23 protein-coding genes and 1 pseudogene are annotated in these 26702 nt (G+C 47.9%); 13 read left to right on the forward strand and 11 right to left on the reverse strand.

Annotation, left to right across the window (positions count from 1 at the left end):
• Positions 1-18 precede the first annotated feature (18 nt).
• Complete coding sequence (locus ABEQ74_RS09560) at positions 19-666, forward strand: class D sortase (protein ID WP_430121814.1); 648 nt, start codon at positions 19-21, stop codon at positions 664-666.
• 216 nt (positions 667-882) lie between these two features.
• Here the strand turns inward: ABEQ74_RS09560 and ABEQ74_RS09565 are convergent, their stop codons facing one another.
• Positions 883-2361, reverse strand: a complete 1479-nt coding sequence (locus ABEQ74_RS09565) for a methyl-accepting chemotaxis protein (protein WP_430121816.1) — start codon at positions 2359-2361, stop codon at positions 883-885.
• A 180-nt stretch (positions 2362-2541) separates the two neighbouring features.
• On the opposite strand from ABEQ74_RS09565, the gene ABEQ74_RS09570 reads away from it, so the two are divergent.
• Together ABEQ74_RS09570 and ABEQ74_RS09575 are read left to right on the forward strand one after the other, a co-directional pair.
• A complete protein-coding gene (locus tag ABEQ74_RS09570) occupies positions 2542-3519 on the forward strand; it encodes a ring-cleaving dioxygenase (protein ID WP_430121818.1) in 978 nt (325 codons plus the stop codon).
• A gap of 199 nt (positions 3520-3718) precedes the next feature.
• Positions 3719-5269, forward strand: coding sequence for a BCCT family transporter (locus tag ABEQ74_RS09575; RefSeq protein ID WP_430121820.1), 1551 nt, complete (start codon positions 3719-3721; stop codon positions 5267-5269).
• 37 nt (positions 5270-5306) lie between these two features.
• Here the strand turns inward: ABEQ74_RS09575 and ABEQ74_RS09580 are convergent, their stop codons facing one another.
• Both ABEQ74_RS09580 and ABEQ74_RS09585 read right to left on the reverse strand, forming a co-directional pair.
• Complete coding sequence (locus ABEQ74_RS09580) at positions 5307-5795, reverse strand: hypothetical protein (protein WP_430121822.1); 489 nt, start codon at positions 5793-5795, stop codon at positions 5307-5309.
• Positions 5796-6006: 211 nt separating this feature from the next.
• Entirely contained in the window at positions 6007-6879 is an 873-nt protein-coding gene (locus ABEQ74_RS09585; RefSeq protein WP_430121824.1) for an ABC transporter ATP-binding protein, read from the reverse strand.
• Between the two features lie 323 nt (positions 6880-7202).
• Between ABEQ74_RS09585 and ABEQ74_RS09590 the strand changes: the two genes are divergently transcribed.
• The gene (locus ABEQ74_RS09590; protein WP_430121826.1) at positions 7203-8252 is read left to right on the forward strand and encodes an NAD(P)/FAD-dependent oxidoreductase; all 1050 of its coding nucleotides are present in this window, start codon (positions 7203-7205) and stop codon (positions 8250-8252) included.
• 114 nt (positions 8253-8366) lie between these two features.
• Here ABEQ74_RS09590 and ABEQ74_RS09595 read toward each other — a convergent pair whose 3' ends face one another.
• Positions 8367-8849, reverse strand: coding sequence for a methyltransferase (locus ABEQ74_RS09595; RefSeq protein WP_430121828.1), 483 nt, complete (start codon positions 8847-8849; stop codon positions 8367-8369).
• A 197-nt stretch (positions 8850-9046) separates the two neighbouring features.
• Between ABEQ74_RS09595 and ABEQ74_RS09600 the strand changes: the two are divergent.
• The 3 genes and pseudogenes from ABEQ74_RS09600 to ABEQ74_RS09610 all read left to right on the forward strand — a co-directional run.
• Positions 9047-9331: pseudogene (locus ABEQ74_RS09600) on the forward strand (FAD-dependent oxidoreductase); the annotation flags it as partial.
• A gap of 41 nt (positions 9332-9372) precedes the next feature.
• Entirely contained in the window at positions 9373-9969 is a 597-nt protein-coding gene (locus ABEQ74_RS09605; protein ID WP_430121830.1) for a uroporphyrinogen-III synthase, read from the forward strand.
• 342 nt (positions 9970-10311) lie between these two features.
• On the forward strand, positions 10312-11895 hold the full coding sequence (locus tag ABEQ74_RS09610; RefSeq protein ID WP_430121832.1) for a sigma-70 family RNA polymerase sigma factor: 1584 nt from the start codon (positions 10312-10314) through the stop codon (positions 11893-11895).
• Positions 11896-12058: 163 nt separating this feature from the next.
• Here the strand turns inward: ABEQ74_RS09610 and ABEQ74_RS09615 are convergent, their stop codons facing one another.
• Positions 12059-12664: a DJ-1/PfpI family protein gene (locus tag ABEQ74_RS09615; RefSeq protein ID WP_430121834.1), complete on the reverse strand. Its 606-nt coding sequence runs from the start codon at positions 12662-12664 to the stop codon at positions 12059-12061.
• Positions 12665-12691: 27 nt separating this feature from the next.
• Entirely contained in the window at positions 12692-13936 is a 1245-nt protein-coding gene (locus ABEQ74_RS09620) for an MFS transporter (protein ID WP_430121836.1), read from the reverse strand.
• A gap of 130 nt (positions 13937-14066) precedes the next feature.
• Here ABEQ74_RS09620 and ABEQ74_RS09625 point away from each other — a divergent pair, with 130 nt between their 5' ends.
• Positions 14067-15428, forward strand: coding sequence for a PLP-dependent aminotransferase family protein (locus ABEQ74_RS09625; protein ID WP_430121838.1), 1362 nt, complete (start codon positions 14067-14069; stop codon positions 15426-15428).
• Between the two features lie 30 nt (positions 15429-15458).
• Positions 15459-15653 carry a DUF6199 family natural product biosynthesis protein gene (locus ABEQ74_RS09630; protein WP_430121840.1) on the forward strand — a complete coding sequence of 65 codons (195 nt, stop codon included), beginning with the start codon at positions 15459-15461 and terminating at the stop codon, positions 15651-15653.
• 167 nt (positions 15654-15820) lie between these two features.
• Here the strand turns inward: ABEQ74_RS09630 and ABEQ74_RS09635 are convergent, their stop codons facing one another.
• Complete coding sequence (locus tag ABEQ74_RS09635) at positions 15821-18016, reverse strand: GH92 family glycosyl hydrolase (protein ID WP_430121842.1); 2196 nt, start codon at positions 18014-18016, stop codon at positions 15821-15823.
• A 38-nt stretch (positions 18017-18054) separates the two neighbouring features.
• Complete coding sequence (locus ABEQ74_RS09640; protein ID WP_430121844.1) at positions 18055-19143, reverse strand: GntR family transcriptional regulator; 1089 nt, start codon at positions 19141-19143, stop codon at positions 18055-18057.
• 457 nt (positions 19144-19600) lie between these two features.
• On the opposite strand from ABEQ74_RS09640, the gene ABEQ74_RS09645 reads away from it, so the two are divergent.
• The 4 genes from ABEQ74_RS09645 (at position 19601) to ABEQ74_RS09660 (ending at position 23803) form a co-directional block, all read left to right on the forward strand.
• Positions 19601-21190: an extracellular solute-binding protein gene (locus ABEQ74_RS09645; protein WP_430121846.1), complete on the forward strand. Its 1590-nt coding sequence runs from the start codon at positions 19601-19603 to the stop codon at positions 21188-21190.
• Positions 21191-21257: 67 nt separating this feature from the next.
• Positions 21258-22190, forward strand: coding sequence for an ABC transporter permease (locus ABEQ74_RS09650; RefSeq protein ID WP_430121849.1), 933 nt, complete (start codon positions 21258-21260; stop codon positions 22188-22190).
• A gap of 12 nt (positions 22191-22202) precedes the next feature.
• Positions 22203-23096 (forward strand): carbohydrate ABC transporter permease, encoded by an 894-nt coding sequence (locus ABEQ74_RS09655; protein ID WP_054405256.1) that lies wholly within the window; start codon positions 22203-22205, stop codon positions 23094-23096.
• A 176-nt stretch (positions 23097-23272) separates the two neighbouring features.
• Positions 23273-23803 (forward strand): cysteine hydrolase family protein, encoded by a 531-nt coding sequence (locus tag ABEQ74_RS09660; protein WP_430121852.1) that lies wholly within the window; start codon positions 23273-23275, stop codon positions 23801-23803.
• A gap of 212 nt (positions 23804-24015) precedes the next feature.
• Here the strand turns inward: ABEQ74_RS09660 and ABEQ74_RS09665 are convergent, their stop codons facing one another.
• The 3 genes from ABEQ74_RS09665 to ABEQ74_RS09675 all read right to left on the reverse strand — a co-directional run bounded on the left by ABEQ74_RS09665 (position 24016) and on the right by ABEQ74_RS09675 (position 26552).
• On the reverse strand, positions 24016-24819 hold the full coding sequence (locus ABEQ74_RS09665) for an alkaline phosphatase family protein (protein WP_430121854.1): 804 nt from the start codon (positions 24817-24819) through the stop codon (positions 24016-24018).
• 108 nt (positions 24820-24927) lie between these two features.
• A complete protein-coding gene (locus ABEQ74_RS09670; RefSeq protein ID WP_430121856.1) occupies positions 24928-25779 on the reverse strand; it encodes an SMR family transporter in 852 nt (283 codons plus the stop codon).
• Positions 25779-26552: a DeoR/GlpR family DNA-binding transcription regulator gene (locus ABEQ74_RS09675; protein ID WP_430121857.1), complete on the reverse strand. Its 774-nt coding sequence runs from the start codon at positions 26550-26552 to the stop codon at positions 25779-25781. Before ABEQ74_RS09675 ends, ABEQ74_RS09670 begins: the two co-directional genes overlap by 1 nt.
• Between the last annotated feature and the right edge of the window lie 150 nt (positions 26553-26702).

Here is a 26702-nt window from a genome sequence, read left to right on the forward strand (position 1 = left end):
ATAAGAAGGAGGGCTACAATGAGGAAACTATCGATCGTCTTGATCCTTGTTGGCTTCTTCATATTCTTGTATCCGCTGCTTCGCGACTGGAATGGGGACCGCCAGCAGAAAGAGCTGCTGGAGGAAGCCGCACGGATCGAGGCTGAGGCACAGCTCCGTGCTGCAGAGCAGCTTAATGCAGCCGAACATTTCAAGGAAATGTCCCGTATTCTGGACGAGGGAGAAGCGGCTGCCTCAGCCTACGTAGAGCCCGCTGACTATAAAGAGGGGGAGACGGTCGGCATAATCAGCATTGCCAAGCTAGATATGGAACTTCCCATTCTGGAGGGAGCTACCCAGTCTAATATGAAAAATGCAGCGGCTCATCTGACGGGTACAGCGAAGCTCGGACAAGCCGGAAATGCCGCCATTGCAGCCCATCGGGCCCATAAAACCGGGCGTCTATTCAATCGATTGAATGAGCTTACTTACGGGGATGAAGTGATCATCAAAGCGAACGGGCGGGATCTGGTTTACCAAGTGGATCAGGTATCAGTTGTGGAACCAACTGACATATCCGTACTGGAGGGAGATCTGGATAAGCAGAGTATTACTCTGATCACCTGCGATCCTCTCTATGAAGCTACCCATCGATTAATTGTCCGAGCCGAGCTGGTGTCGGGGTAAAGACTAGAGATCCGCAATCAACTCCCTTGCCGGGCATCTAATTAACTTAACTTTAGAAACTGTTTGGAAGTCGAACTCTAATTATGTAGAAAAAGTTGCCTGTCATTGGGTGTACTCAATTTAGATGTGGAGTATCCCCGTAAATGCTAAAAGAGCCATAACAACAATAACGGCCGGACATCATGTCCGGCCGTTTTCTTTTTAGTCACTCGCAGGTTAAACCATCGTTTTCTTGATATTATCTGCGCTAGCAGCAGTCTCAAGGATATAACTGGCGATCTGCTGATTGTCTTCCGTCATGGTTTCTATGGAAGCACTCACCTGCTGCAAACTTGCCGATGCTTGCTCGATGATGGCGGCAAATTCATTGGTGGAGAACTCGACATGCTTGCTGTTCTCACCAACCTCACCCGACAGCCCTTCAAATTCCTTGAACTGCTTGTTTAACTTTTTGAGAATTTCATCCAGCTGAATAAATGTGCTGTTAACTTCATGTGTGGAATCCACGCTCTGTTGTAGACTGAGGCTGCTGGACTGCATATTATTTTGAGCCTCTGCATTGTACATATTAACTTCATTCAGATTATCCGTGATTTTCACAGTCGCTTTATTCGTCTGATCCGCCAGTTTGCGAATCTCTCCGGCAACCACCGAGAACCCCCGCCCTGCTTCCCCGGCACGCGCTGCTTCGATCGACGCATTCAGAGCCAACAGATTGGTTTGCTCCGTAATATCTTTAATATCATGGGCGAATTGGTTCGTTTCTTCAATTTTGGCTGATAACGTCGTGAAATTCTCCTGAAGCGTAGTAATGATGTTGTGTAGATGATCCATTTGATGGGCCAAATCCCGTGCTTTGCTCTGACCCTCTTCTGCCAGATTGCTGGAAGTGACGGAATCATGGATAAGCTCTTGCGAGATGCTAGTCATGGCATGGATGGCATTCAGGTTATCATGGGCTTTCTCGGCAATGGAAGTGATCTGGCTGCTCTGAGCCTGGCTGCCTGAGGACAGCTCCACGATTGCGGTTTTCATTTCGGTTTGCGAGTTTAGATTGCTCTGTGATCTTTCGTTAATCTTGGAGATATTCTCCGCAAGCGTCAGTAATTCGCTCTCCAGCAGGGCCTTCTGTTCTTCCTTGGCACGCGCGTCTGCTTCCGAACGATCTGCATAGTCTTGCAAGTTTTTGAATTGCTTCTGATTAAGGTGAATCAGCAGGGCTAGCAGCAGGCCGAAGAAGGCATACATCATGATTAGAAGGCCTAGTTCATCTTTGACATAAGCATATGTAGCGGTAGCGAACTGGCTATTTAGAATGATGCTGATGAAACCCAGACCGTAGCCGATCCAGAAAAGAACCCGCTTGAACTGCGCTGCCGCAAAAACGGCAAAAAACATGGCAAATACGATCATGGATAGACTTCCACCTACGACGCTGACAGTAGCGAAGTTATAGAGATGAACGCCAATAACGAGGATATAAGCAAACCACTGTTCTTTATGAACTCTTTTTAATATGAAGTACAACACGGGATATAAGATGACCTGCGCAAGTGATCCGTAGAACATGAACCCCGTATGACTCACTAAAAGAATGCTGACCAATCCCAATAAAGTGAAGCTGGTATACATGATCAGCATGAGCTTGTTCTTACTCTGCATATCTTTGTGCTTTAATTGTTCAATAGCATTCATAAAATTCCCCCATCATTGACGTATAAATTAAATATCGACAATTGTTTAAATTTGTTGAATATTGACGTTAAAATATTTTCGTGGTATAATTATCTTAAGTTAAAGATTTATTAATTCGAAATAATATATTGTGAAAAGTTGCGAACACTTCTTAAATATAAGAGACGGAGGAATTTGATTATGAATGGATTAAAAGGTATTCACCACGTAACAGCCATTACCAGCAGCGCAGAGAAGAACTACGAGTTTTTCACCTATGTACTGGGCATGAGACTTGTAAAAAAGACGGTTAATCAGGACGATATTCAGACATACCATCTTTTCTTTGCTGACGATAAGGGCAGCGCGGGAACTGATATGACGTTCTTCGATTTCCCCGGTATTCCGAAGGGCAGACACGGTACAGACGAGATTTACAAAACTTCGTTCCGCGTCCCTAATGATGCCGCACTGGAGTATTGGGTCAACCGATTTGATCGGATGGATGTAAAGCACCAAGGGATTCAAGAGCTGTTTGGCAAAAAAGTACTTGCCTTCGTCGATTTTGACGATCAGCAGTATCAGCTTATCTCCGATGAGAAGAACGAGGGTGTGGCTTCGGGTACCCCTTGGCAGAAGGGTCCCATTCCGCTGGAACATGCGATTACAGGACTAGGCCCAATATTCGTACGGGTATCCACCTTCGATTACTTCAAGGAAATGATGGAGAAGGTACTGCAGTTTACGGAGATCGGTCAGGAAGGTTCGATGCATCTGTTTGAAGTGGGCGAGGGCGGCAATGGCGCCCAGGTCGTTGTGGAGTATAATGCCGTGCTTCCGCGGGCCCAGCAGGGGTTTGGTACCGTTCACCACGCAGCCTTCCGGGTAGAAGATCGTTCGGTGCTGGACCATTGGATCAAGCGTCTGGACAGCTTTCAGTTCCATACTTCGGGCTTTGTAGACCGCTACTTCTTCCAGTCCCTGTATGCACGCGTTGCGCCGCAAATCTTGTTTGAATTCGCTACGGATGGCCCAGGCTTTATGGGAGATGAGCCATATGAAACGCTGGGTGAGAAGCTATCTCTGCCTCCATTCTTGGAGCCGAAGCGTGAGCAGATCGAGTCGATGGTCCGTCCGATTGATACCGTGCGCAGCACGAAAGAGTTCGTGAAGGAATAATATACCGATAGTTTAAAAGCAATCCGGCTTGTTTACCACGAGCGTCGGATTGCTTTTTTGTATTCTACATAACGTATACGCCTATTTCCTATCCCTTTATCTCTCCCATACTGCGATATTTAACGATTAGGCACATCATTTCCGGTTTAAATACAGATACTGTATAGGAAATAATGTCTAAATAGTTGAGGTGGAGCAATTGAAAGGGAAATTTTACAAAAATGTAGTGTTTACAGTTTCGGCCATTATCATTGCCATCCTTGCTGTACTTGGTGCTGTGAGGCCTGGAGCTTTCGGTGAGGTGGCAGGATATTTATACAGGTTCACCACGAACTCCTTCGGCTGGTTCTATTTGCTCTCGATCTTCACGATCATCATATTTTTGATCTGGGTGGCCGCAAGTAAGTACGGGGCTATCCGCCTTGGAGGAGATAAAGAGAAGCCGGAATATCCGTTCTTCACCTGGATCGGGATGCTGTTCTCGGCAGGTTTTGGTGTGGGTCTTGTGTTCTGGGGCGTTGCGGAACCAATGAGTCACTTTTTCACAACGCCGTTCGCAGGCATGGAAGCACAGAGCGCAGAGGCGGCACGTGTGGCGATGGGGTATGCCTTTTTTCATTGGGGCATTAGTCAATGGTCCGTATTTGCCCTTGTCGGTCTTGTCATTGCATTTCTTCAATTTCGGAAGAAGAAAGATGGGTTAGTGTCCACTGCGCTTGAGCCTGTCACCGGTTCGAAGCCTGGGGTGAAGAACGCGATCGATATTCTGGCAGTGATCGCAACAGTTATGGGGATTGCTACCTCAATCGGACTTGGTGTTCTGCAGATGAGTGGTGGTTTGAACACGATAGCCGGATTTAATAATGGGGTAGGATTGCAGCTCGTGATGCTGGTGATTATCTATGTAGCATATATGATCTCGTCGACTACAGGGCTGGACAAAGGGATCAAGTATTTAAGCAACCTTAACCTGGCTATGGCGCTGGTCTTCCTGTTGTTCGTATTTGTCAGTGGCCCGACCGTGTTTATCCTGGAGACGTTCACTTTGGCACTGGGCGATTATATTTCGAATTTTGTATCATACAGCCTTCGGCTTCAACCCTATGCGGAAGGCACCTGGGTACGGGAATGGACGATCTTCTACTGGGCCTGGGCCATCGCTTGGTCGCCTTATGTAGGAGCCTTTGTGGCGAGGGTATCGAAGGGGAGGACCATTCGCGAATTCATCGTGGGTGTCATGGTTGTCCCCCCGGTCATTGCCTGTCTTTGGATCGCGGTTTTTGGCGGGACGGCGATCTGGTTTGATCTGCACGAGAATACCGGGATTGCGGCGGCTGTTCATGCGGATGTGACATCGGCATTGTTCCAGCTGTTCAACCAATTACCGTTCTCTTCCGTCATGAATGTGCTTGCGATTATACTCATTCTGACGTTCCTCGTAACATCGGCCGACTCCGCGACCTACATCCTATCCAGCATGACCACTTATGGCAGCCTGAACCCTCCTCAATTTGCCAAAATCGTGTGGGGTACGCTCATGGCAGCTATCGCGGGTGTGCTGCTGTATGCAGGTGGGCTTGAAGCTTTACAGACCGCTTCGCTGATCGCGGCCTTGCCGTTTACGGTGCTGCTTCTCCTATTAATCATAGCGGTGTTGAAGCTGCTGAGCCGCGAGCCGCTGCCGATTCGGAAGGCTGATCTGAAACGGTTTCGTCATTTGGAGGAAGCAGCTAATCGGAGTAAGAAGTGAAGCCGATCGCAAGATAAGATCAAGAGGGAGCAGCGCCTCATGCTCCCTCTTGTTTTTGTTGGAGATATGTCCGGAGATGACTGCAGCCATAGCCGAACCAATACAAGCACAACAGGGATAGATGAAGATAGTAAGCATACCAGGAAGACAGTTCGTAAGATCTGAACAATCCGTGCACCTCAAAGAAACATAGGATGTTCAGGACCGCAAAGAGAAACAGGGGGGATTGAAGGAGGATTCGTTTCTTTAACGGGCCGGAATGGAGGTTATCACCCTCGGTGTTGGAACGTTCCATATTTACATACCAACGATCAAAATAAACATACAGCACGCCAGCAAGATAACCAATGAGATATGTTCCTGTAATCGCCATATTGATCCGGACCGCAGCCTGTGAAGACAACCCAAGGTCGATCCATAGATCATATAACCAAAATATACTTAGCGAACTGATGATCAGAAGGAGCCCTATAGGAAACGTTAAGCTCCATCGTTGTTCAAATGAACCGCTCGATAATTTTGCCATCTCCCTCACTCCTTCCCAAGCAGCAACTTACCCTTATTTTACCTTATATATATTATGAATGTATATTAATGCGTTCATGCCAAAAAGCCCTCTTACACCCGATAAGGGGGATAGAGGGCTTTGAACATGCGATAAATATGCACCTGTCCTTGAATATATGTTTCCTGATAAGGAACAGGTAAATCGCCAATCATGGCATGAGACGACAGCATTACGAATGAACAGCAGCTTGATAAACAGGCAGAGCCGTTTCTTCATCTGGGTGGAGCTGTTCGGCTAGAGGCCGTTCTTCTTGTTCTCCTCTTAATAGATTGTACGTAATGCAGATCGGTTTAGCTGTACGGGGATCGCGGCCAATCTCGGCATCAATATGGAACACTTTCTTAAGAACCTCATGAGATATGACGCTTTCCGGATCGCCAGCCTGAACGACATTGCCGTCTTTCATCGCAATAATATAATCAGCGAATCTAGCAGCCTGGTTCAAATCATGTAGTACCATGACAATGGTCCGTTCCTGCTCGATATTGAGCCGTTCCAGCAGCTCCAGAATCTCTAGTTGATGTGCCATGTCCAGGTAGGTAGTTGGTTCATCGAGGAAAATCATTTCAGTCTCTTGGGCGAGTGACATCGCGATCCATACCCGTTGGCGTTGTCCGCCGGACAGCGCATCCACCGGGCGGTATTTATAATCCTGGGTTCCTGTAACTTCAAGCGCCCAGTCAATGACTTCCATATCTTGCTTCGTCAAGCGGCCAAAACCACGCTGATGAGGATAGCGACCATAGGATACAAGCTCGCCAACCGTTAACCCGCCCGGTCCTTCCGGAGTCTGAGGCAGTATGGCCAGTTTCTTCGCCAGCAGCTTGGTATTCATCTTGGCGATTTCTTCCCCGTCAAGGATGGCTGCACCGGACTGGTAGGGAATAATACGGGTAACAGCTTTCAAAAGCGTGGATTTGCCGCAGCCGTTAGGCCCGATGATCGTTGTGATTCTTTTATCCGGAATATCTACATTAAGACGATTCAATATCAGATTCTCGCCGTAACCGACGCTTATTTGATCTGTACTTAGGCGAATCATCATTTCACCTCCAGGTAGTTAGCTGCCAAACGATAATGATTCTCAATTTCAATTATTATAACCCGGTTAGGGGTGTTATTGTCAATAAATATCTTAATGCAAATTTTATAAGATATTCATGTTCTACAATGAATAATCCTATATGTTGATCATTTGATTAAATGAATTCTATATATAGATGTAGGATGGTTAAAATAGATTTTTAACACAAGATGGATTGTAAAATAGAGAAAGGCAACGTATACTAATTGATAATGATAATCATTTACGTTAGGGGTTGTTCCATATACAGCCTTTTAATCTATAGACCGGGAGTGAGATACATGAAAGGGAACGAAATCTGGGATGTAACGGTTATTGGCGGAGGACCTGCGGGGTTATACTCGGCCTTTTACAGCGGCCTGCGCGGCATGAAGACCAAGATTATCGAATATCAGCCCAAGCTTGGCGGAAAGGTTCATGTCTATCCGGAGAAAATGATATGGGATGTCGGTGGGTTGACCCCAACTCCCGGCGCAAAGCTGATTGAGCAGATGGTTCAGCAAGGCTTGACGTTTAATCCCGATGTGCTGCTAAGCGAGAAGGTTGAGTCGATTGCCCGCAATGAAGAAGGAATATTCGAACTACATACCGCGAATTCCGGCGTGCATCTGTCCAAAACGGTCATCGTGGCGGTCGGAGGAGGAATCCTGAATCCGCAGAAGCTGGAGATTGAAGGAGCGGAGCGGTTTGAGGTGTCAAACCTGAATTACACGGTGAAGTCCCTGCAGCATTTCAAGGGCAAAACGGTGATCGTCTCCGGTGGTGGTAACTCGGCCGTCGATTGGGCTAATGAGCTGGAGCCTGTAGCGAAGAAGGTATTCCTGGCTTATCGCAAGGAAGAATTGTCAGGCCATGAAGCCCAAGTCGAGCAGCTGATGAACAGTTCGGCCACCTGTTATCTCCATACGTCGATTACAAAGCTCATCGCTTCAGATAATCATGAGGTGATTGAACGGGTAGAATTGACCAATAACGCAACGGGGGAAGTGTCGTATCTGGCTGTTGACGAGGTGATTATTAATCACGGCTATGAACGGGATATGTCCCTGCTCGAGAACAGCAAGCTCGATATTCATCGGGTCAATGATTACTATGTCGCAGGCAGTGCAAACTGCTGCTCCTCAATTCCAGGACTGTATGCGGCAGGCGATATCCTGCATTTCGACGGGAAGCTGCATCTCATTGCAGGCGCCTTCCAGGATGCCGCCAACGCGGTGAACAGTGCGAAGCAGTTCATTGAGCCGGATGCCGGTAAATCTGCGATGGTCTCCTCCCATAACGAGGTGTTCAAAGAGCGCAACCGCGAGCTTGTGAAGCAGTTGATCGATTGATCCTAGGGCTCCTTTTCACATGACTTCCCCAGGAATCACTGGCGAGGAATTTTGACAGATTCATAAATGAAGTAATAGAATAACCCCCAGTCTCTGGGGGTTATTCTATGCTGCTTATTTGGTTAGCCGGAATGAATCTTTAATGTCTTCGACATCCTTAAACATTTCAGAATATCCCTCTTTCAGCTGTTCATCCCCGCTATTGAACTGAACATCGGTTGGCGTACTGAATGTATATACTTTCCCATCAGATTTACCAACTTCGGCAATATGGATGTTATTAAGCAAGTCTTCACCCTCTTCTTGCCACTGCTGTTCTAAGAATACTCTAATGGTAAATAAAGCGCCGCCTGCTCCAGCCTCATTGTTGGCCTTATTCAGAAATTCAATGCTCTCATCTTTCTCAGAAATGATGTAAGCATTCCTCCAGTTTCCCGGTAGTTCCAGTGTGAAATGATAGTCCTGATTCTCATAAACAATGGGAATTTGATCAACTGGATTTTTCTCGATTTCCCTCGCCTGCTCCTTGCCACAAGCTGTTGTTAAAAGAATTACGGTGCAAAGAAAATAATAAATGATCTTTCTTTTCTTGAACATGGTTTTGTCAGCTCCTTTTATCATTAAACGAGTAAAACAAGCTGCAAGTTACCATAAAAGAGCGCTTAGATAGGAATGGATTTCATAAATAAAAATAAATAATTTTTGGGAAATATGGTTCGTGTATTTATGTTATGTTTAGTAGGTTAAAGGCTATTTTTTACATATTTTTTAAATGGACTGGAAGGCATAAGATAATGGGAAACCGGGATTATCAACGTCTTGTGGTGATAGGTAACGGGATGGCAGGGATCAACACCGTGGAGCAGATCCTAAAGCTTTCACCCAACACTTATAAGATCACCGTATTCGGGAGCGAGCCCTATCCGAATTATAATCGTATTCAGTTGTCATATGTTCTGGAGAAGAGTAAAGCGGTCGAAGATATTATTTTGAATGATTGGGACTGGTATATAGAGAATGGTATTGAGCTTCATACTGGAACGTCAGTTACCCATACTGATACAGAGAAGAAAATATTAAACGAAGAGGTGCGGTTCCAGTTGTTCGGTCGCTTCAGGGTTTGACGGATTCCAGTCCGGAAGAGGTAGAGGCGGATGTGTCCCGCTTTATAGAAGAAGGAGCGAATTGGTTCATATTTACGACAGGTACAGGGTTTAAAGCCATGTATCAAGCGGCAGAACGAATGAATGTCGTGCAAGCTTTTGAAGAGAAGCTTCGAGAGGCCAAGATTGCCTGCCGCGGCTATAAAACTAATGCGTTCTTGAAGAAGTCCGGCGTTCACCCCGTGGTTTGTGATGATGACGGAACTATTGCCAGCATGATTGATAAACTTCAGGTGTTTGATATGAAAGATCAGCGTGTGTGGATTCAGCTGCATGGTGAATTATCCAATCAACTTTTTCAATTTATAAAGAACAAAGGTGGGCTGGACGTACAAACAGTGCTTCCTTATCGTTATCATGCACCAGACAGAGAGACACTTGTACAAATCACCGAGGAATTGATCGAAGGAAAAGTGGACGCCGTCTGCTTTACGACAAGGGTTCAGGTAAATTATTTGTTTGAGTATGCAAGACAAGTGGGGCAAGATGAGAAGGTGAAGACGGCTTTTGAACAGAAAGTGCTTGCTGCTGCCGTGGGTAAAGTAACGTTTTAAGCGTTGCATGCTGAGGGGATTCACAGAATAATCGTCCCGGAGAAGGAACGTATGGGCTCCATGATTGTTGAACTCGCTCAATATTTTGAGCGCATAGAAGAGAACGAATGAGTTAGACAGAAGAAAGTGAAGATAAAGCTGTTCTAATTGTCTGCATTTGATGATTGGGACAGTTTTTTTATGAGATAATTACGCCTAAAGACAAGCTGCAACCATAGCCTGAAATGCCATACATAAGGTTTTGCATTCATAAAGAACTGATAATATTGGAATGTGAGGTAACCTTTTTTATATGAATCGGCACTTAAGAGATAGAGACATCGAGAAGGGAGGATAGTGAGCGTGTTCCAATGGATTGAAGAAGCCCGAGAGGGAAGTAGGGGGGCTCAGGAAAGCTTGGTCCGGCATTTTACCGGCATGGCGCTCGCCGTAGCCTACGATAAATTGCAGGACCCCCATTTAGCCGAGGATGCCGTGCAGGAGGCGTTTACGGAAGCCTTTGCAAATCTGCATAAGCTGCAGGATCCCCGGCGTTTTCCCGGATGGTTCAAAGTGATTGTGGAGCGGCAGTGTTACAGGGACTTGCGCCGTAAGCATTTTCAAATGGTACCAATCCATGAGGTAGAATTGCCATCAGAGGAGCAGCGAAGCCTGGAGTCGGTCGTGGAAAAAAGAGAAATGATCAGTAAGCTTCATGCTACGATTGCGGATTTGCCATCCAGCATGCGGATTGCCGTCCAGCTTTATTATTTTCAAGGCTACAGCCTGCGTGAGATTTCGCAGTATTTGGACGTTTCTTTACCGGCTTTGAAGAAGCGGCTCTTTGATGCAAGGCGGAAGCTGAAGAACACGCTTCATGTAGCCGACTTTGTATCGGTGTTCACCGATCTATATGAGGGAGGCAGACGTATGCTGCATATCGTTAACGGAGATTCAGTGGGGGATAAGCTGAAGCAAGGGAATATTCAAGGGGATATCCTGGTGTGGAGAGAGCTTTATTCATTCGGTCCGGTCTTTAAGCGCATGGACGAGCCGGATCACCGGAGAACAAGAGCTCAATATCTGGAGCAGACGCTCGGGATTCCACAGAAGGAATATATCGAGACCTGCGAGTCACAGGAGGGGAAGCTCCAGGATTTTCGCAAATATGATGAAATCGTGCTCTGGTTTGAGCATGATCTGTTTGACCAGACGATGCTGGCCTATTTGCTGCATTGGTTTAAGGAACAGTCACTGGGGAATACGAAGCTGAGTCTGCTGTGCATTGGCGCATACCCGGGCATCGAGCTGTTCCGCGGGCTGGGGCAGCTTAGCACGGAGCAGCTCGAAACTTTATCGGGCACATGGCATGAAATTGGAGAAGAAGAGCTCATGCTGGGCAGCAGGTTGTGGGAATCCTATACCTCAGATCTGCCGGAGAAACATCAGCATATGCTGGAGATGGACTCCTCGGCACTGCCTTTTGCGAGGGATGCATTCGCAGCTCATTTGGCACGGCTGCCCTCTGTAAATAATGGACTCGGGATCATCGAGCAGACCACGTTGGAGGCCGTAGCGGGCGGAACCGATAAGCCGCATGAGTTGTTCCGAAAGGTGGGGGACCAGCTCCATACGCTTGGCATGGGAGACCTAGAGTACTGGTATTACCTGGCGAAGATGACGCAGGGGTCGGATCCCTTGCTCTTGATCGATGGAACGGAGCCTTTTCCTGATTTCAAGCTTTCCGTTCCCCAATTCCAGGATCGAGTGCTGCAAGTAACGAATCGGGGGCGTGACATATTAGACGGAAAGGTCGACTATGCCTGCACCGGAATGATCGATAAATGGGTAGGGGGTCTGCATGTGCAGGGAGAGACTCCGTCATGGCGCTGGAACCCGGAACGGAAATTCGTTGAGCGTACGGATAACCGGACCGACTGCAGATAAGCTGATAAAGGGAAAGGGACGATCCAGCTTGGCGTTGATGCCCAAGCACGGATTGTCCCTTTCTACTGTATCGGATACGACTCGATTTCAAATCCGAGTTGGTTTTCAGGTTGGAGGGGCTAGGCTTAACCTAAACGAGGCCTCCCCGTTGCGACATCCAGATTTAGATGCCCGTCTTGGCATGATAGACCGAGGATGAAGTTCCCGTCTGGTAGTACGGGTAGCTCATCTCCGTCTTCAACTGTTCAGCGGCAGCTTCATCGGTTAGCCTTTCGGTCACATACAAACCGAGATCAATGGATGAAGATACCCCGCTGCCCGTGATGATACGGCCATCCTGGACAATGCGTGCTTGAACGACCTCCTTACAGTAGGGGGCCAAGAGCTCGTAAGCGGATGCATTGGAAGTAGCCCGCTTGCCTTCCAGCAGGCCAGCTGCGCCAAGAAGCAGTGATCCGGTGCACACGGATACGAGATACTTTGCATTCCGGGCTGTCCGCAGCCACGTCAACATGTCGGGATCAAATCTTAGCTCCCTTGTGGCAAAGCCGCCGGGAACGAAGACCAGGTCATATTCCGATAGATCCGGCTTAAGCCGCGATATGGCAAACGCGAGTCCGTGATCATCCGTAATTTGCGCATTCATTGCACAATAATCCCAGGAAATCTCAGCTTCGGGACGGATGCGAGAAAGCCTGGTTATCCCATCGGTGAAGCCGATAAGGTCCAGAGTCGTCATTCCTTGGAACAGAATAAATGCCATCTTCATGATAAACACCTGCTTATACAAATTTTATTAAGCCTTGGCCGCCGACTGATCGGATACAGACCGTCTGCGATTCGACGCCCGGTGAATTCCGTAGTAGCCCATTGCCGACAGGGCACTGAACAACAGGTTGAGGCCGATCAACCATTGGTAGCTATTCGTTAGGTCGAACAGAAATCCGCCCGCGAAGGAACCGAGAACAGCACCCGCCTGATGAAAAACAAGCAATGCCCCTGTCTGCAGCCCAACGGAGCGTTGACCCATGGCTTCACTAGCCACCAGCATGCCGCCGGGAATCGCCCCTAAATAGCTGGCTCCGAAGATAACCGAGAAGATGATCGGAGAGATACTGAAGTGCAGAAACAGCATCGTAAAGGCCACAATGCGGAACAGATACAGGAAGGATAAGGCCAGACTTCTCGACACCCGGTCCAAGAGAAAAGCGAACAGCAGTCCGCCTGCAAGTTCAAGCAGACCGAGAATGCTCAGTGAGGATGTGAACATTGCCGAGCCAACCTGATCATGCCGATGAATGGCCATCAGATGCATCTCAACCGTACCCATGCTGAAGCCGCAAGTAAATAAGGCGAAGATTACCAGAAGCACCGTACGGTTCGTTGCCATCTCCCTGACGATTGAGAGAAGCTGCAGCCGTGCAGGCGAAGGAGGAGGCGAGTCGGAGTCAAGAGGCTTCGCGTCAGGCTGGCCCGGTTGGCGTTCTTTCAGAATAAGCAGGATCAGTGGTATGGATAGAAGTGTAACCCATAAGGTAATCGTGAATGCCGTTGTCCAGTCCAGCCAATCCCGGTTGCTGACAAAAAGAGGTGTCAGGATGGCTAGTCCAAGGGAGCTCGCGCTGGTCATAATCATAAGTGCCTTCGCTTTATGCCGGCTGAACCAGCTTGCAACCAGGACATATCCCGTACTTGCGGCCATGCCGGACAGACCGGAGAGCAGTCCGAGCCCCAGGAAAAACCCCGCCGGATGATGAAGCTTGAGCACGGTCAGCATGGACAGCACCCCAAAGAGTGCGTTCAGAAGCATTACTTTTTTAGGACCGTAGCGGTCGGTTAACCATCCGCCGAGTGGAGAACAGATGGCGGCTACGGCGATGTTGAAAGACCATGTGAAGCTGATAAAGGTCAGGTCCGCGCCCAGATCCGAAGCCATCTCGTGCTGGTAATAAGACATGACGAATCGGCTGATAGCCGCTGCAAAACCAAGTGTCCATAGAAATCCTAGAATGACCCATGCATACCCCCGGTCTGTTTTCATTGCTCTTCCCTCCAGCTCTCTCATATATCTTTACTTCCGCTAACTCTTGGAATAAGCTAATTCTAATCATAGGATAGGAAAATGCCAGGACAATTTTGATCAACTGTATTAATACAGGGGAGTGGGTTTAATGAGCGGGATGGAGACGAAACACGAACAAATTGTTGCCTTTATGATCCGGGAGATGGAGGGAGGGCATATTCGGCCGGGTCACAAGCTGCCTTCTGTCCGGACCGTGGCGAAAATGTTCTCCTGCAGTCCGAATACGGTCGTTCGGGCGTATCAGAGTTTGGAGCGAGAGGATGTCATCTACCCTGTACCCAAGAGTGGGTACTACCTCGTAGAAGGGAAGGGCATTGCGCCTGAGCGAACGGAAAGTATGACATTTGATTTCGCCTCCACGACGCCCCGAGGCGATTTTTTGCCATTCCGTGAGATGGAGCATTGCCTGCGTAAGGCGATTTCCCTGTATAAGGAGGAGCTGTTCGGCTATACCGATCCGCAGGGGATATGGTCATTAAGAAACGAGCTGTGCAAGTATTTCCATGAGCAGCAGATTTTCGCCAAGCCGGACCGCATCGCTGTCGTTACTGGAGCTCAGCAGGCGTTCTCGATCCTAACACGCTTGCCATTCCCGGGCGGTGGGCAGGCCGTGCTGGTGGAGCAGCCGACGTATTTCGGTTTCCTCGCGGCAGCCCGTGCTGCCGGCTGTCCCGTTATTGGCATCAAACGAGATGAGCAGGGCATCGACCTGGAAGAGCTGGAGGCTCATTTTCGCAGCGGATGCATCAAATTCTTCTATACGGTACCGAGATTTCTCAATCCGCTTGGCACCTCCTATACGCTGGAGCAGAAGCAGCGGATCGCCGAGCTTGCCAGACAGTATGACGTCTATATCGTCGAAGACGATTATCTGGCGGATCTGGAGGACGATACGAAGGCGGACCCCTTGTATGCACTGGATTCATCCAACCATGTCATTTATGTCAAAAGCTTCTCCAAGACGATTCTGCCGGGCTTGCGAATGGGGGCCGTTATTCTGCCTGTACCCTTACTGGAATTGTTCCTTGCCCAAAAGCATGCTGCGGATGTTTCGTCGCCAATCCTTTCTCAAGGGGCGCTTGAGATTTATATAAAAAGCGGTTTGTACAGACGACATACAGCCAGGATTCGGACCCATTACCGCGAGAAGATGCGCTATGCCACCGAGGTGTGCGCCGATGTATTTGGCAGGGGCGTCCCTTATACTTGCCCCTCCTCCGGCGTGTTCATCACCCTCTGGCTGCCGAAGTATGTGAAGGCCTCTGCGATACAGGAACGTCTGAAGTTGAGGGGAATTTCAGTGACGAATGTGGATCAACATCTGTTGCCGGAGAATCAACATAATGACCGAATCCGAATATGTATCATCGGGGTAGAGAACGCTCAGATTAAGGCCGGATTTGCTCTGATCGCTGAGGAGATCCGCGCCATGGAGCGGCGAATGAGATAACAGGTATGGTATTCAAGGGAGGGCTGCCCAATGTGGCTTTTTGTTTTTGCGTTTTTTATCGTTGGATTAATTTCTGTCATAAGTCCCACAACATCTTGGCTATTATCTAATTGGTGGCGGTTTAAGGGTGATGCAGATCCAAGTGACCTGTCCTTGGTTATTCATCGCATTGGAGGAGTGATAATGATCATTGTGGCAGTTTTCCTGGTTACGCGGCTTCTCTAAATTGAGGAAGTCCTCTTTATTAAACGCATCTTGGCCTCTGATTACTTCTTATAAGATCTGAAGTGAATCAATTAAAAAAAGACATTCCCTGGACTTATTATTTACTAATTAGTCCGGGAATGTCTTATAAGTGCCCTACAGGGCCAACCATCTTTCAGATCGGCTTGTTACTTCTTCTTCGAAATGGAGAATGGCAGTTCTTCATCGCTGTATTGACGGTAGCTTGGAGCTAGTCCTAGACGGAAGTCGAGGGACTTGCCTGCCAAGATATCTTCATGCGTAATGTACAGCTTGTTGTAATCTTCTCCTTCTAATTGGACGTTCGCAACGAAATTGGATTGCGGATTATTGTTGTCCGTATGAATCTGCATTTGCTTGCCGCTCGGCAGCTCAATCGATACGCTGTCGAATAACGGAATGCCAAGAACATATTCATTACTGCCCGGACATACCGGATAGAAGCCCATGGAGCTAAACACATACCAACCGGACATGCTGCCGTTATCCTCGTCGCCAGGGAAGCCATCGAATCCGCTGTTGAACAAGTTCGACATGATCTGCTTAATGACAACCTGGGAAGAAGCTGGCTGCCCTACATAGTTGAACAGATAAGGAATGTGGAAGCTAGGCTGGTTGGAGATCGCCAGCTGGCCATAATCGACGGCAGCCATCTCGCTCATCTCATGAATTTCAAAACCATATCCCCGCACGTCAAAATCCGGTGCTTTGTTGCACAGCTCAGTGATTTTATTGAAAAAGCGTTCTTTCGAACCGTAAGCCTCAATCAAGCCCTGGAAATCCTGGAATACGGCAAAGCTGGTCTGCCAGGCGCTTCCCTCCGCATAATCAAGCCCCCAGCTTGTATCGTTGAATCCTGGACGGAACTGGCCATCCTGATCCTTGGCCCGCATGAAGCCAGTCTCGGGATCGAAAATATTATTATAGTTGAGCGCGCTTTGTCTGTACTGCTCGGCCACATCCGACTTGCCTAGGACCTCGGCTACGCGGCTGATACAGAAGTCGCTGTATGCGTAATCCAGCGTGTGATTCACGCTCTCGTGATAGCTGCTCGGAACATAACCGTACTTGATGTAGTCCAGCGTTCCTTGACGTCCATAGCAATTCTGCCCGCTCTGCGTGGTGGCAGCGGTCAGCATAGCTTCCAGCAGTTCCGGCAGCAGATGCTGCGCCAATCCCTTAGCTGCCGCATCGGCAATGACAGCGTCAATAAGTGTGCCCGGCATCAATCCGCGCTCATCTGGAGACAGCCATTTTGGCAGGAAGCCGGTCTCGCGGTAGGAATTCAGGAAACCTTCCAGCATTTCCTCATATTCTTTCGGGGCGATGATGGAATAGAGCGGATATACCGTTTTGTAAGTATCCCAGAAGCCGTTATTGGTATAGAGAACGCCCTTCTTGACGGTGCGGGCCGTTGTATCGTAGTGAACCGGCTCCATATTGGCATCAAGCTCATAGAACTTCTGCGGGAACAGGAACATGCGGTAAAGACAGGTGTAGAAAGTACGCAAATACTCCTCGTTCGAGTGAGTAACCTGAATTTTGTTCAGATAATGGTTCCAGGCCTGCGCTGCCGATTCTTTCTGCTCGTCCAGGGTTGTGCTCAGCTCACGCGCAAGATTAAGCTCTGCTTGCTCCAGACTAATAAAAGAGGTCGCCAGTTTAACATCGAGCGTATCCTTTTCGCAGTCTTTGAAGCGAAGGACGACATGCTGGTCCACCTTGTCAAAAGCAACCTCAGGGAAGAACTGGCCTTCAGCGTCGTAGTAACCCGTCGTAGAGAGATCTATTTCCTTGCTGAAGCTCATGGCCACGTACATACGGAATTCTTTATCATGACAGTCTGCGAAGTTGCTCACATAGCCGGTTATTCTGCGCTGGGCTGCATCCAACCGGAACTCACTTTTGTTATGAACGTTAAGCACGAGGCCGGCCTGGTGTCCGGAATTGTATTTCATGCGCATAGACGCGCCATAGCAGCTAGGAACCAGCTCTGTGGTAATGTTGTAGCGCAGCTGCCTTACTTTGAGATAATGAGGCTTAAATATCGCTTCTTCCGGCCGGTAGGAGCTTTGGCAGGTGAAGACAGAGCCTCTGATTTTGTCGTCAGCGATCGGCGTCATCAGGAAGTGGGAGAAGTCTCCCATCCACGGACTCGGCTGATGTGTGAGACGAAAACCTTGGAAGATACGGTCATTCGGGTTGAAGAACCAGCTTCCTTCATTCTTGGTCTGCACGACATAGTGATTCATACCGAAAGGTACACCTGTATAAGGAAGTGCATTCCCGTTGGAAAAGGTATATTGATTGTTGGTGCCTTGTCTTGTATCGACATAGTTCAGCATGTAAGAGATCTCCTTCGGTGTGTAGATATATAGGTGTGTTATAGCTTTTTCACGGTCTGACGTTCAATGAGCTGAACAGGGACCACGGCATCCTCACGCGGATGATTGTGAGGGTTTTCAATAAGGGCGATAAGGTTTCGTGCAGCTTCATACCCCATCTGTTCAAAGTTTTGGGATATGGTTGTCAGCTTGGGCTCAACGAAGTTGGCCAAATCAATATTGTCAAAGCCGACTACAGAGAAATCATCCGGCACGGACAACCCCAGTTCTTTGGCGACTTGAATGATTTCGATGGCGATTAGATCATTCTCGGCAACAATCCCGGTGATCCCTTGGGTCATGACAGACTGAACAAACTGGATATAATATTCCCTGTCGTTATTATGCGTTAAGTAACGATCGGTCAAGTCGCTGACGCTGTAATCGATCAGATTATAATCATACAGTGCTTTCAAATAACCAAAATACCGCTCCCGGATTGATGAGGAATTCTCTACTTTTAAGGAGGAGATGAAGGCAATTTTCTTATGATTATTCTCGATTAAATGCTGGCAGGCTTGATATCCCCCGCCAAAGTTGTCAGAGATAACCGACAGGAACGGAATGCCTTCAATGGATTTATCCATCGTAACAAGTGGGTATTTCGCCAGATGATACTGATACAGAATGCCAAGATCGGAAATGCTGCTAACCGGATAGAAGATTAGTCCTGAATTTGCACTCTGAAGTGCGGATTCCAGCAGCTTTCGCTGCCCGACAATCGTATTGGACTGAATGTTCAGCGTATAGCCAGTCGTTGCGAGAAATTCATTGATGCCTTTCTCGTAATCTCCCAGGCCTGGATTATGGGCGAACGGGAGAATCAGCAGGATCTCTTTGCTCGCTTTGTTCAAGGACGGCTGAGGGGATATGTCGTCACTCACGAAGCTCCCCTTGCCTTGGATCCTGTAAATCAGCTTGGCGTTTTCCAGCTCAGTCAGTGCTCGTTTGGACGTGATACGGCTAACGTTATATTCCTTTGAAATCTCAGCTTCGGTCGGAAGCTGATCCCCTGCCTGAAGCTCCCCTGATTCAATCTTGGCCGTTAGGGCATTCACGATATGTTGATATAGTGGAATTTGTTCCATATCGGATCTCCTCGCTAAATTTGATATATCATTTATTGTCGTTTATGTCAAAGTCTTATGACATTTTTGAAGATTATAGAATTTGTCCGTTTCCAACGAAGCCGGCAAATTTGGTGACTGTAAGAATCACATCTTTGAGGCTACAGTTATTCTGTTTGAATATACGAAATAAACGACGTGGGAGCAACCATATTCTTGATGACTACAAGCGTATTTCTTAACTTCTATTGCAGGAAGGGTATGTGATGGGTCACAACTGATTTTCCATTCAGCGTTTCTCGTTAGAATACCATCCTGCACCTCTATCCCTCATAGTATAGTCCCCCTCAACTATATTTCAAGATCGAACGTTTTCTAGACCAATAAATAGAAATGTAAGCGCTAGACAAAATATTTGATATATCATATAATCGACCATATCGCTAAATATGATATATCAAATACGGGGGTTGATGAAGTGTTCCAAGCTAAAAAAGGGAAAGTTGTCATGTCGATGTTGCTGGCTTCAGCTCTGCTTGTTACCGCCTGCGGTGGTAAATCTGGAGAAGCAAAGAACCCGAAAGGGAACGAAACTGCCGATACAAAAGAAATTTCGCTCTTGCGTCCAAGCTGGAATAATCTGCGGCCTGCATCCAGTGATCTGTGGATGTGGCAAGAATATGAGAAAATGTCCGGAATTAAGGTGAACTGGGAAGAACTCACCGATATCGGAGAGAAGAAAAACGTCATCTTGACGAGAGGCAATTTGCCGGATGCGTTCTATCAGGTTGATTGGAGCAATGGGGAGCTGCTCAAGTATGGTCAGCAGGGACTATTCCTGCCGCTGGAAGATCTGATCAAAGAGCATGCGCCAAATCTGCAAAAATATCTTGAAGAGAACGAGGATGTAAGAAAGGGTTTGACCAGTGCAGACGGTCACATATATGCAACTCCTTACCTTGACCCTTATCCGGAAGGGAACCGGACGATCCGCCTGTGGATCAACAAAAAATGGCTCGATAACCTCGGCATGGAGGTTCCTAAAACAACGGCCGAGCTGGAAGAAGCCTTGAATGCTTTTGTGACCAAGGATCCGAACGGCAATGGCGTGAATGACGAGCAGGGCTGGTATATGCCAAGCGGCTCGCTTGGCTGGACGTTTGAGCAGATGATGATGGGCTCCTTCGGAATCGGCAACGGTGGGCGCAAGGCGCTCGGAAACTTCATTTACGTAGATGATAATGATGAAATTCAGCTGACGATTACAGCCGATGAGTACAAGGAGCTCTTGAAGTATGAGAACCGGATGTACAAGAGCGGTGCCATCAACAAGCAGGCTTTCAGCGGCGTGGACTATGATAAATGGACGGCCGATGCAGCCAAGGATACCGTTGGTGCCTGGAACTGGGCGGCCATCGATTACATTGGCGAGAGCGTAAAGAATGACTTCGTAGCCATTAACGTGCTTGCAGGCCCGAACGGAGATACCGCGTCGTTGACGGATTCCCAAGTTGCAGGCGCTTCCAGTCTGGTTGTTACGAAGGACGCAAAAGATCCTGGAGCGATCCTGAAATGGGTGGACTACTTCTACAGCGAAGAAGGCAGCGTGTTCGGTTATCTTGGTAAAGAAGGCGTCACCTACAATGTGGAAGATGGCAACAAAGTCTACATCGATGAAATCTTGAACTATAAAGACGGCATCGGATTGGGCGCATTCCAATACGTTGATAACGTGTATGGCGGTTACTTCCCGTATATCGAGCTTTCACCAGAGGTTCGAGCTGCTGCGGGTCGCAAAGAAGCGCCGGTTTACACGGATTTGACGGAAGAAACCTTGCCAAGCGTCATGCTGCCGGATCTGCCAGCTACGATCCAGGAAGCGAATGAATCTTCTTCGATTATTGCTGACGTAGGTAACTATGTTGGTCAGATGCGTGTGGAATTTGTGACGGGCACCAAGGATATTGATAAAGAGTGGGACAACTACATTGCCCAATTGAAGAAGATGGGCTCGGATAAATACCTCGAAATAAAGCAAGCCCAATACAAGCGTTATAAAGATAGCTAAACCGTTAGGTTGGGGAGATTCTTCGGGAATCTCCCCACATTTTAAATTTTAAGGAGAGGGGAAAACCATGGAATCTTCACTTCACGAGAAGCAGCTCAAGCCGAAACGCAAATCCATTATGAAGCAAAAATGGCTGTACTTCATGATGCTGCTGCCGCTAACCTCCTTGATCATATGGAATTACATCCCGATGTACGGGATTATCATATCGTTTAAAGACTACTCTCCCGCATTTGGCATCATGGACAGCCCTTGGGTGGGATTTGCCCACTTCGAGCGTTTCTTTAACGCCTTTTACTTCTGGGATGTCATTATTAACACACTGAGAATCAGCTTGTACAGCCTTCTTGTCGGAATTCCACTTCCGATTATATTGGCGCTCATGTTTAATGAGCTGCGCAGTAAGAAATACAAGTCGCTTACACAGACAATCTCCTACATTCCGAATTTTATCTCGATTGTTATCGTGGTCGGCATGGTTACATTCTTCACCTCTCCCGTCGACGGCGTAATCAATACAGTGATTCAATATTTTGGCGGCACCCCGATTGACTTTATCGGCAGCGCCAAGCTGTTCCCGCATGTGTTCGTCTGGTCGGGCATTTGGCAGACCGTGGGCTGGGGAACGCTGATCTATACCGCTGCTATGTCCGGCATCCCGCAAGATCAATATGAAGCTGCCCATCTGGAAGGCGCCACTCGCATGCAGTGCATTCGGCACATTACCATTCCGGCGATTATGCCGACCATTGTCATATGCGCCATTCTGGCGACCGGGTCCGTCATGTCTGTCGGGTTTGAGAAGGTTCTCCTTATGCAGAATGATGCGAACCTGGCTACGTCCGAGGTTTTATCGACTTATATGTACAAATCGGGTATTTTGAACGCAGAATACAGCTTCTCGGCCGCTGTCGGATTGTTTAACAACCTGATTAACTTTATCGTGCTCTATCTGGTGAATAAATTCGCGCAGAAATTCAGTGAGACCAGCCTGTGGTAAGGAGGGGCAACCATGCAGTTTCATCTATCTAGAGAAGACAAAATTTTCAATTGGATCAACATTGTTGTCGTTGGTATCATCACACTGCTGATTCTGTATCCATTATTATTCGTTGTATTTGCTTCACTGAGCGATCCGCGCCAGATCTTCGACAATGCCTTGCTGCTGTGGCCCAGGGGGTTCACGCTGGAAGGATATAAGCGGGTGTTCGATAATCCCGATATATGGATGGGGTTTAAAAATGCGGTCATCTACACCGTGCTTGGAACGGCTGTGAACGTGATCATGACCACGCTGGCGGCCTATCCGTTATCCCGGAGAGATTTCCGGGGGCGAAACGTCATTACGATTCTGTTCACATTCACGATGTTCTTCTCGGGTGGTTTGATTCCAACTTATCTGGTGAACCAGCACTTGGGGATCATTAATACGATGTGGGTGATGATCCTGCCGGGAGCGGTTAGCGTATACAATATGATCATTATGCGTACGTACTTCCAGCAGAACATTCCGCTTGAATTGGAAGAAAGCGCGTTTATTGACGGAGCTACCGACATGCAACTGCTCCTGAAAGTGGTTCTTCCGCTCTCGACGCCAATTATTGCCGTGATGATGATGTTCTATGGTGTAGGCCGATGGAACGGCTATTTCGACGCGATGATTTACTTGTCTGACCGTGAATTGTTTCCATTGCAGCTGATTCTGAGAGAAATCCTTGTGCAGAACCAGATGGGGGATGCGGCTAACCAAGCGATGATGAACAGCAACCAAAGCGAAGTCAACATGATCAAGCAATCCATTAAATATGCGGTGGTTGTCGTTTCGAGTATCCCGGTGTTGATCTTCTATCCGATTGTGTCCAAGTATTTTGAAAAAGGTATCATGATTGGTGCGATTAAAGGCTAAGTTTCATGGCACGATACATTCTTTCATCAAAGGAATCTTCCTGGAAATCTCTCATAGTGGAGATTTCTTTTTTTATATTTTAACATCAGTGGTTCTTATTTGGGCCTTACTATAAAGGAACGTGTGTTCTATAATGGGGTAGGACTGATTCCGATTATGATGAGAGGATGATTGAGATGGGGAAGAGTGCTCTATTGGTTATTGATGTACAGAACGAGATGTTTGATGAAGGGAATCCGGTCTATGAGGCAGAACGATTGCTCTATAATCTCAAGCAGCTAATTGCTAAAGCCAGAAACAGCCGGACACCTATTTTTTACATACAGCATAATGACGAAGGTTTGAAGGAGGGGATCGAAGCGTGGAAGATTAACTCCGAGATCACTCCTGCAATGACGGATACCATTATTCAGAAGACCAGACCCGATTCCTTCTATAACACCACGCTTGCAGAGGAATTGAAGCGGCAAGGCGTCAAACATGTGATTCTCGCTGGAATACAGAGTGAACTATGCGTTGATACCACATGCAGGAGAGCATCCAGTCTTGGTTATGATATTACGCTGGTATCGGATGCCCACAGCACTTGGAGCAATTCGATGTTAACCGCACAGCAGATCATAGATCACGCGAATCTGACTCTGAGATGGTTTGCGGACATCAAGACAACAGAACAAGTCCTCTTTATGGAAAATGCCGGCGAATAGTCGCCGGCATTTATTATAAAAAAGATAAGAATTAAGTTTCAGAGGTTTATTTTAATCTCGTAGGGAATCTCGCAAGGAACCTCGTAAAAACAAACTTCGCTAAACGCATGCCGTCTTCGGAGAAACCTACCATTCGACGTATCTTATTATTGAACAGGCAGAGCGTTACTTAAATCGGGCGGTTCTTCCTTACGACTCCAATTTGAGGGAGATTAAAATATTCCTTCAGGCACTTTTCCTTCCCAGCAAGCTGGTGCAGGAAGTTCAAGCAAATGTCCGATGACAGCAGTTGTATCCATGATGTTGATTGGTGAATTGAGAAGTCCTGGCTGTACGCCCAGACCCGTAATTCCCCAAGTGATGGTCATATCCATCGGGTGATCACTGCCATGATCGTTAGGGTGAGCACCCCCGCCGCCATGATCGGTGACCGTGATGATCCAGGTGTCTTCCAGCAGCTGCTGATCCTCCAGTGCTTTGACAATTTTGCCTACGTATTGATCTGTAACAGCAATCTGTTCCAACTGCTTATCCGTATCAAAACCATACTGGTGGCCCGCTGCGTCGGGATGATCCAGCTGGATGAACATCAGCTTGAAATCAGGCTGTTTATGAATATATTCGACGATGGTCTCGGCGAGCTCGGGGTCGGGTTTAGATTCTAAGTGCACATGGATGGAATTCTCAATGATCCCTGAGTTGATCGGTCCCCAGCAGCTGAACGCGGACAAGGGAGCATCCGGCCATTGCTGGCGTGCCAGCTTGAATAACGACGCATAGGGAAAGTCCTTCGGAATTTGCTGGTGGATCGCCCGGTCATTATCAAGACCGTGCTGGTCCGGGGCAACACCATATAGTAGCGAGCCCCAGCACTCCGCACTGATGCTGGGATATACGGTTTGAGCGTCGTATGAATACGCTCCTGCTTGCAGCAGGGCGTGAATATTCGGGGCATCCGCTTTCTGAATGAAGCCGCCTGCTCCATCAATTCCAAGAATAACGACACGGTTAGCCATTGATAGTTCCTCCTCGGTATGAACACGTTGATCTGTATGCTTAAAAGCTTGATAGGACGGTTTACGCAACAATAGGCAGTATTGATTTAAACATGATCCTTTCGAATGCTAACCCCATAGGGCAATCGTGATGATCCCGCAGGTGATGAGCATGGACATGGCAATCCGTCGCCAGCCTTGCTGCTCCCGCAGCACGATAATGCCAAGCACGGTGCCGAATACCGTGCTGATTTCACGGATCGGAGCAATATGTGCAAGCGGTGTGAGCCGCATGGCGAACAGGAATAATAAATATGATCCGGGTGCCAGGATCGAGCCGAGCAGAATCGTGCGCCAGTTCACCGACCATTCCTGTTTTAGCTGTCTGGACAGCATTACGGGAATGATCAGAGCGATAAAGTAACTGATATTGGATAGCTGAATCAGCGCAATAGGAGAGACACCTGCATCCAGAATGGCCTTGTCGGTCAGGGTATACCCGGAAATGCACAGTCCGACCAGGCAGGCGTAGGTTAAGGCCTTGCGATTCAAACCGGAGGGACCTCGGAACCTTATTCCCGATAGAGCAAATAATGAAAAAATAATAATGCAAAGCCCCGCGTATCCCGCTGAGCTTAACTGCTCATGAAATAACACAAGACTGCACAGCGAAGTCAGCATGGCGCCAAGCCCCCGCATGAACGGGTATACCTGGGACATATCGCCGTGGGTGTAGGCTTTCGATAACAGCGTGATATAGCAGCCTTGGATGGTCATGGATAGAAGCATGAGTCCATATACGTTCAGGCTGAGCGTAAGCTTTGACATCTCCATGAGAAAAGAGGGCATCAGAAAGATTAGCGTAACTGAATGGATGCACCACAGAAACACAGACTTCTGAATGCTTCGCTTCGTAAACAGATTCCATAGGGCATGGGTCAGCCCGGATGACAGCACCAGCAGAAGTGAGAGCAGTTCCATCAGCGATATCCGATAAGCACTTCGATACCGCGAGCGGACAAATTATCCAACCATTCCTGCGAGCAGGCCTCATCCGTGATGACCATGGAGATATCCTCCAGTTTGGCGAGCTTCGAGAAGGTAGTGACGCCCAGTTTGGAATGATCAGCGAGAACGATGCCTTCCTCTCCACGCTCCAGCATTTTGCGCGATATGTAGGCTTCATCCAGATCATAATCGGTAATCCCATCCGTTAAGGAGATACCGCCGACTGAGATAAATGCTTTATTCACTTTGAATTGTTCCAACAGCATTTCGGTGAGCGGACCTGTGGCCGCTTGTTTGGTTCGGTCCATATTCCCGCCGATAAAAATAATTTTCCCCTGAAACCCCTCCATTGCCAGATTCAATACGGGCAGCGAATGGGTGATGACCGTTACATGCGGTCGATCCTGAAGATAACGCATAACTTCAATCGTGGTTGTTCCGTTATCAAGCAGTATGGTCTCCCCGTCCTTGACGAGGGAGGCGGCAAGTTTGCCGATCGCGGACTTCTCTGCCGCGCATGTCTCCGAGCGGCTTGTAAAGGAAGGTTCAATATGCCCGGAACGGGATTTGACAGCACCGCCGTAAACCTTGCGCAGCATGCCTTCCTTCTCTAATCGGTCCAAATCGCGCCGGATCGTTTCCGCTGATACCTCCAGCTGCTCCGCGAGGACGTGGACTTTGACCTTGCCTTCCAGTTCCAATTGATTGAGGATTTTTCCCCTGCGATCTTCGTAGGTTAAGGACATAACATATTCACCTCTAACTATATGTGACTGATGTTGACTAAATATGTGGATTTGAACCTATATTAGGACTGAATATCCATGATGTCAACAAAAATTATTGACTTTTACTTATGATTTCTTCTAATATACACATAAAACCACAACAAACAA

Source organism: Paenibacillus solani, from assembly GCF_050475945.1.
GTDB classification, from domain to species: domain Bacteria; phylum Bacillota; class Bacilli; order Paenibacillales; family Paenibacillaceae; genus Paenibacillus_AQ; species Paenibacillus_AQ solani_A.

Coding starts and splice junctions, on each gene's coding strand:
- ABEQ74_RS09560 (WP_430121814.1), top strand. CDS start 19: ATGAGGAAACTATCGATCGTCTTGATCCTTGTTGGCTTCTTCATATTC.
- ABEQ74_RS09565 (WP_430121816.1), bottom strand. CDS start 2,361: ATGAATGCTATTGAACAATTAAAGCACAAAGATATGCAGAGTAAGAAC.
- ABEQ74_RS09570 (WP_430121818.1), top strand. CDS start 2,542: ATGAATGGATTAAAAGGTATTCACCACGTAACAGCCATTACCAGCAGC.
- ABEQ74_RS09580 (WP_430121822.1), bottom strand. CDS start 5,795: ATGGCAAAATTATCGAGCGGTTCATTTGAACAACGATGGAGCTTAACG.
- ABEQ74_RS09585 (WP_430121824.1), bottom strand. CDS start 6,879: ATGATTCGCCTAAGTACAGATCAAATAAGCGTCGGTTACGGCGAGAAT.
- ABEQ74_RS09590 (WP_430121826.1), top strand. CDS start 7,203: ATGAAAGGGAACGAAATCTGGGATGTAACGGTTATTGGCGGAGGACCT.
- ABEQ74_RS09595 (WP_430121828.1), bottom strand. CDS start 8,849: ATGTTCAAGAAAAGAAAGATCATTTATTATTTTCTTTGCACCGTAATT.
- ABEQ74_RS09615 (WP_430121834.1), bottom strand. CDS start 12,664: ATGAAGATGGCATTTATTCTGTTCCAAGGAATGACGACTCTGGACCTT.
- ABEQ74_RS09620 (WP_430121836.1), bottom strand. CDS start 13,936: ATGAAAACAGACCGGGGGTATGCATGGGTCATTCTAGGATTTCTATGG.
- ABEQ74_RS09625 (WP_430121838.1), top strand. CDS start 14,067: ATGAGCGGGATGGAGACGAAACACGAACAAATTGTTGCCTTTATGATC.
- ABEQ74_RS09630 (WP_430121840.1), top strand. CDS start 15,459: ATGTGGCTTTTTGTTTTTGCGTTTTTTATCGTTGGATTAATTTCTGTC.
- ABEQ74_RS09635 (WP_430121842.1), bottom strand. CDS start 18,016: ATGCTGAACTATGTCGATACAAGACAAGGCACCAACAATCAATATACC.
- ABEQ74_RS09640 (WP_430121844.1), bottom strand. CDS start 19,143: ATGGAACAAATTCCACTATATCAACATATCGTGAATGCCCTAACGGCC.
- ABEQ74_RS09650 (WP_430121849.1), top strand. CDS start 21,258: ATGGAATCTTCACTTCACGAGAAGCAGCTCAAGCCGAAACGCAAATCC.
- ABEQ74_RS09655 (WP_054405256.1), top strand. CDS start 22,203: ATGCAGTTTCATCTATCTAGAGAAGACAAAATTTTCAATTGGATCAAC.
- ABEQ74_RS09660 (WP_430121852.1), top strand. CDS start 23,273: ATGGGGAAGAGTGCTCTATTGGTTATTGATGTACAGAACGAGATGTTT.
- ABEQ74_RS09665 (WP_430121854.1), bottom strand. CDS start 24,819: ATGGCTAACCGTGTCGTTATTCTTGGAATTGATGGAGCAGGCGGCTTC.
- ABEQ74_RS09670 (WP_430121856.1), bottom strand. CDS start 25,779: ATGGAACTGCTCTCACTTCTGCTGGTGCTGTCATCCGGGCTGACCCAT.
- ABEQ74_RS09675 (WP_430121857.1), bottom strand. CDS start 26,552: ATGTCCTTAACCTACGAAGATCGCAGGGGAAAAATCCTCAATCAATTG.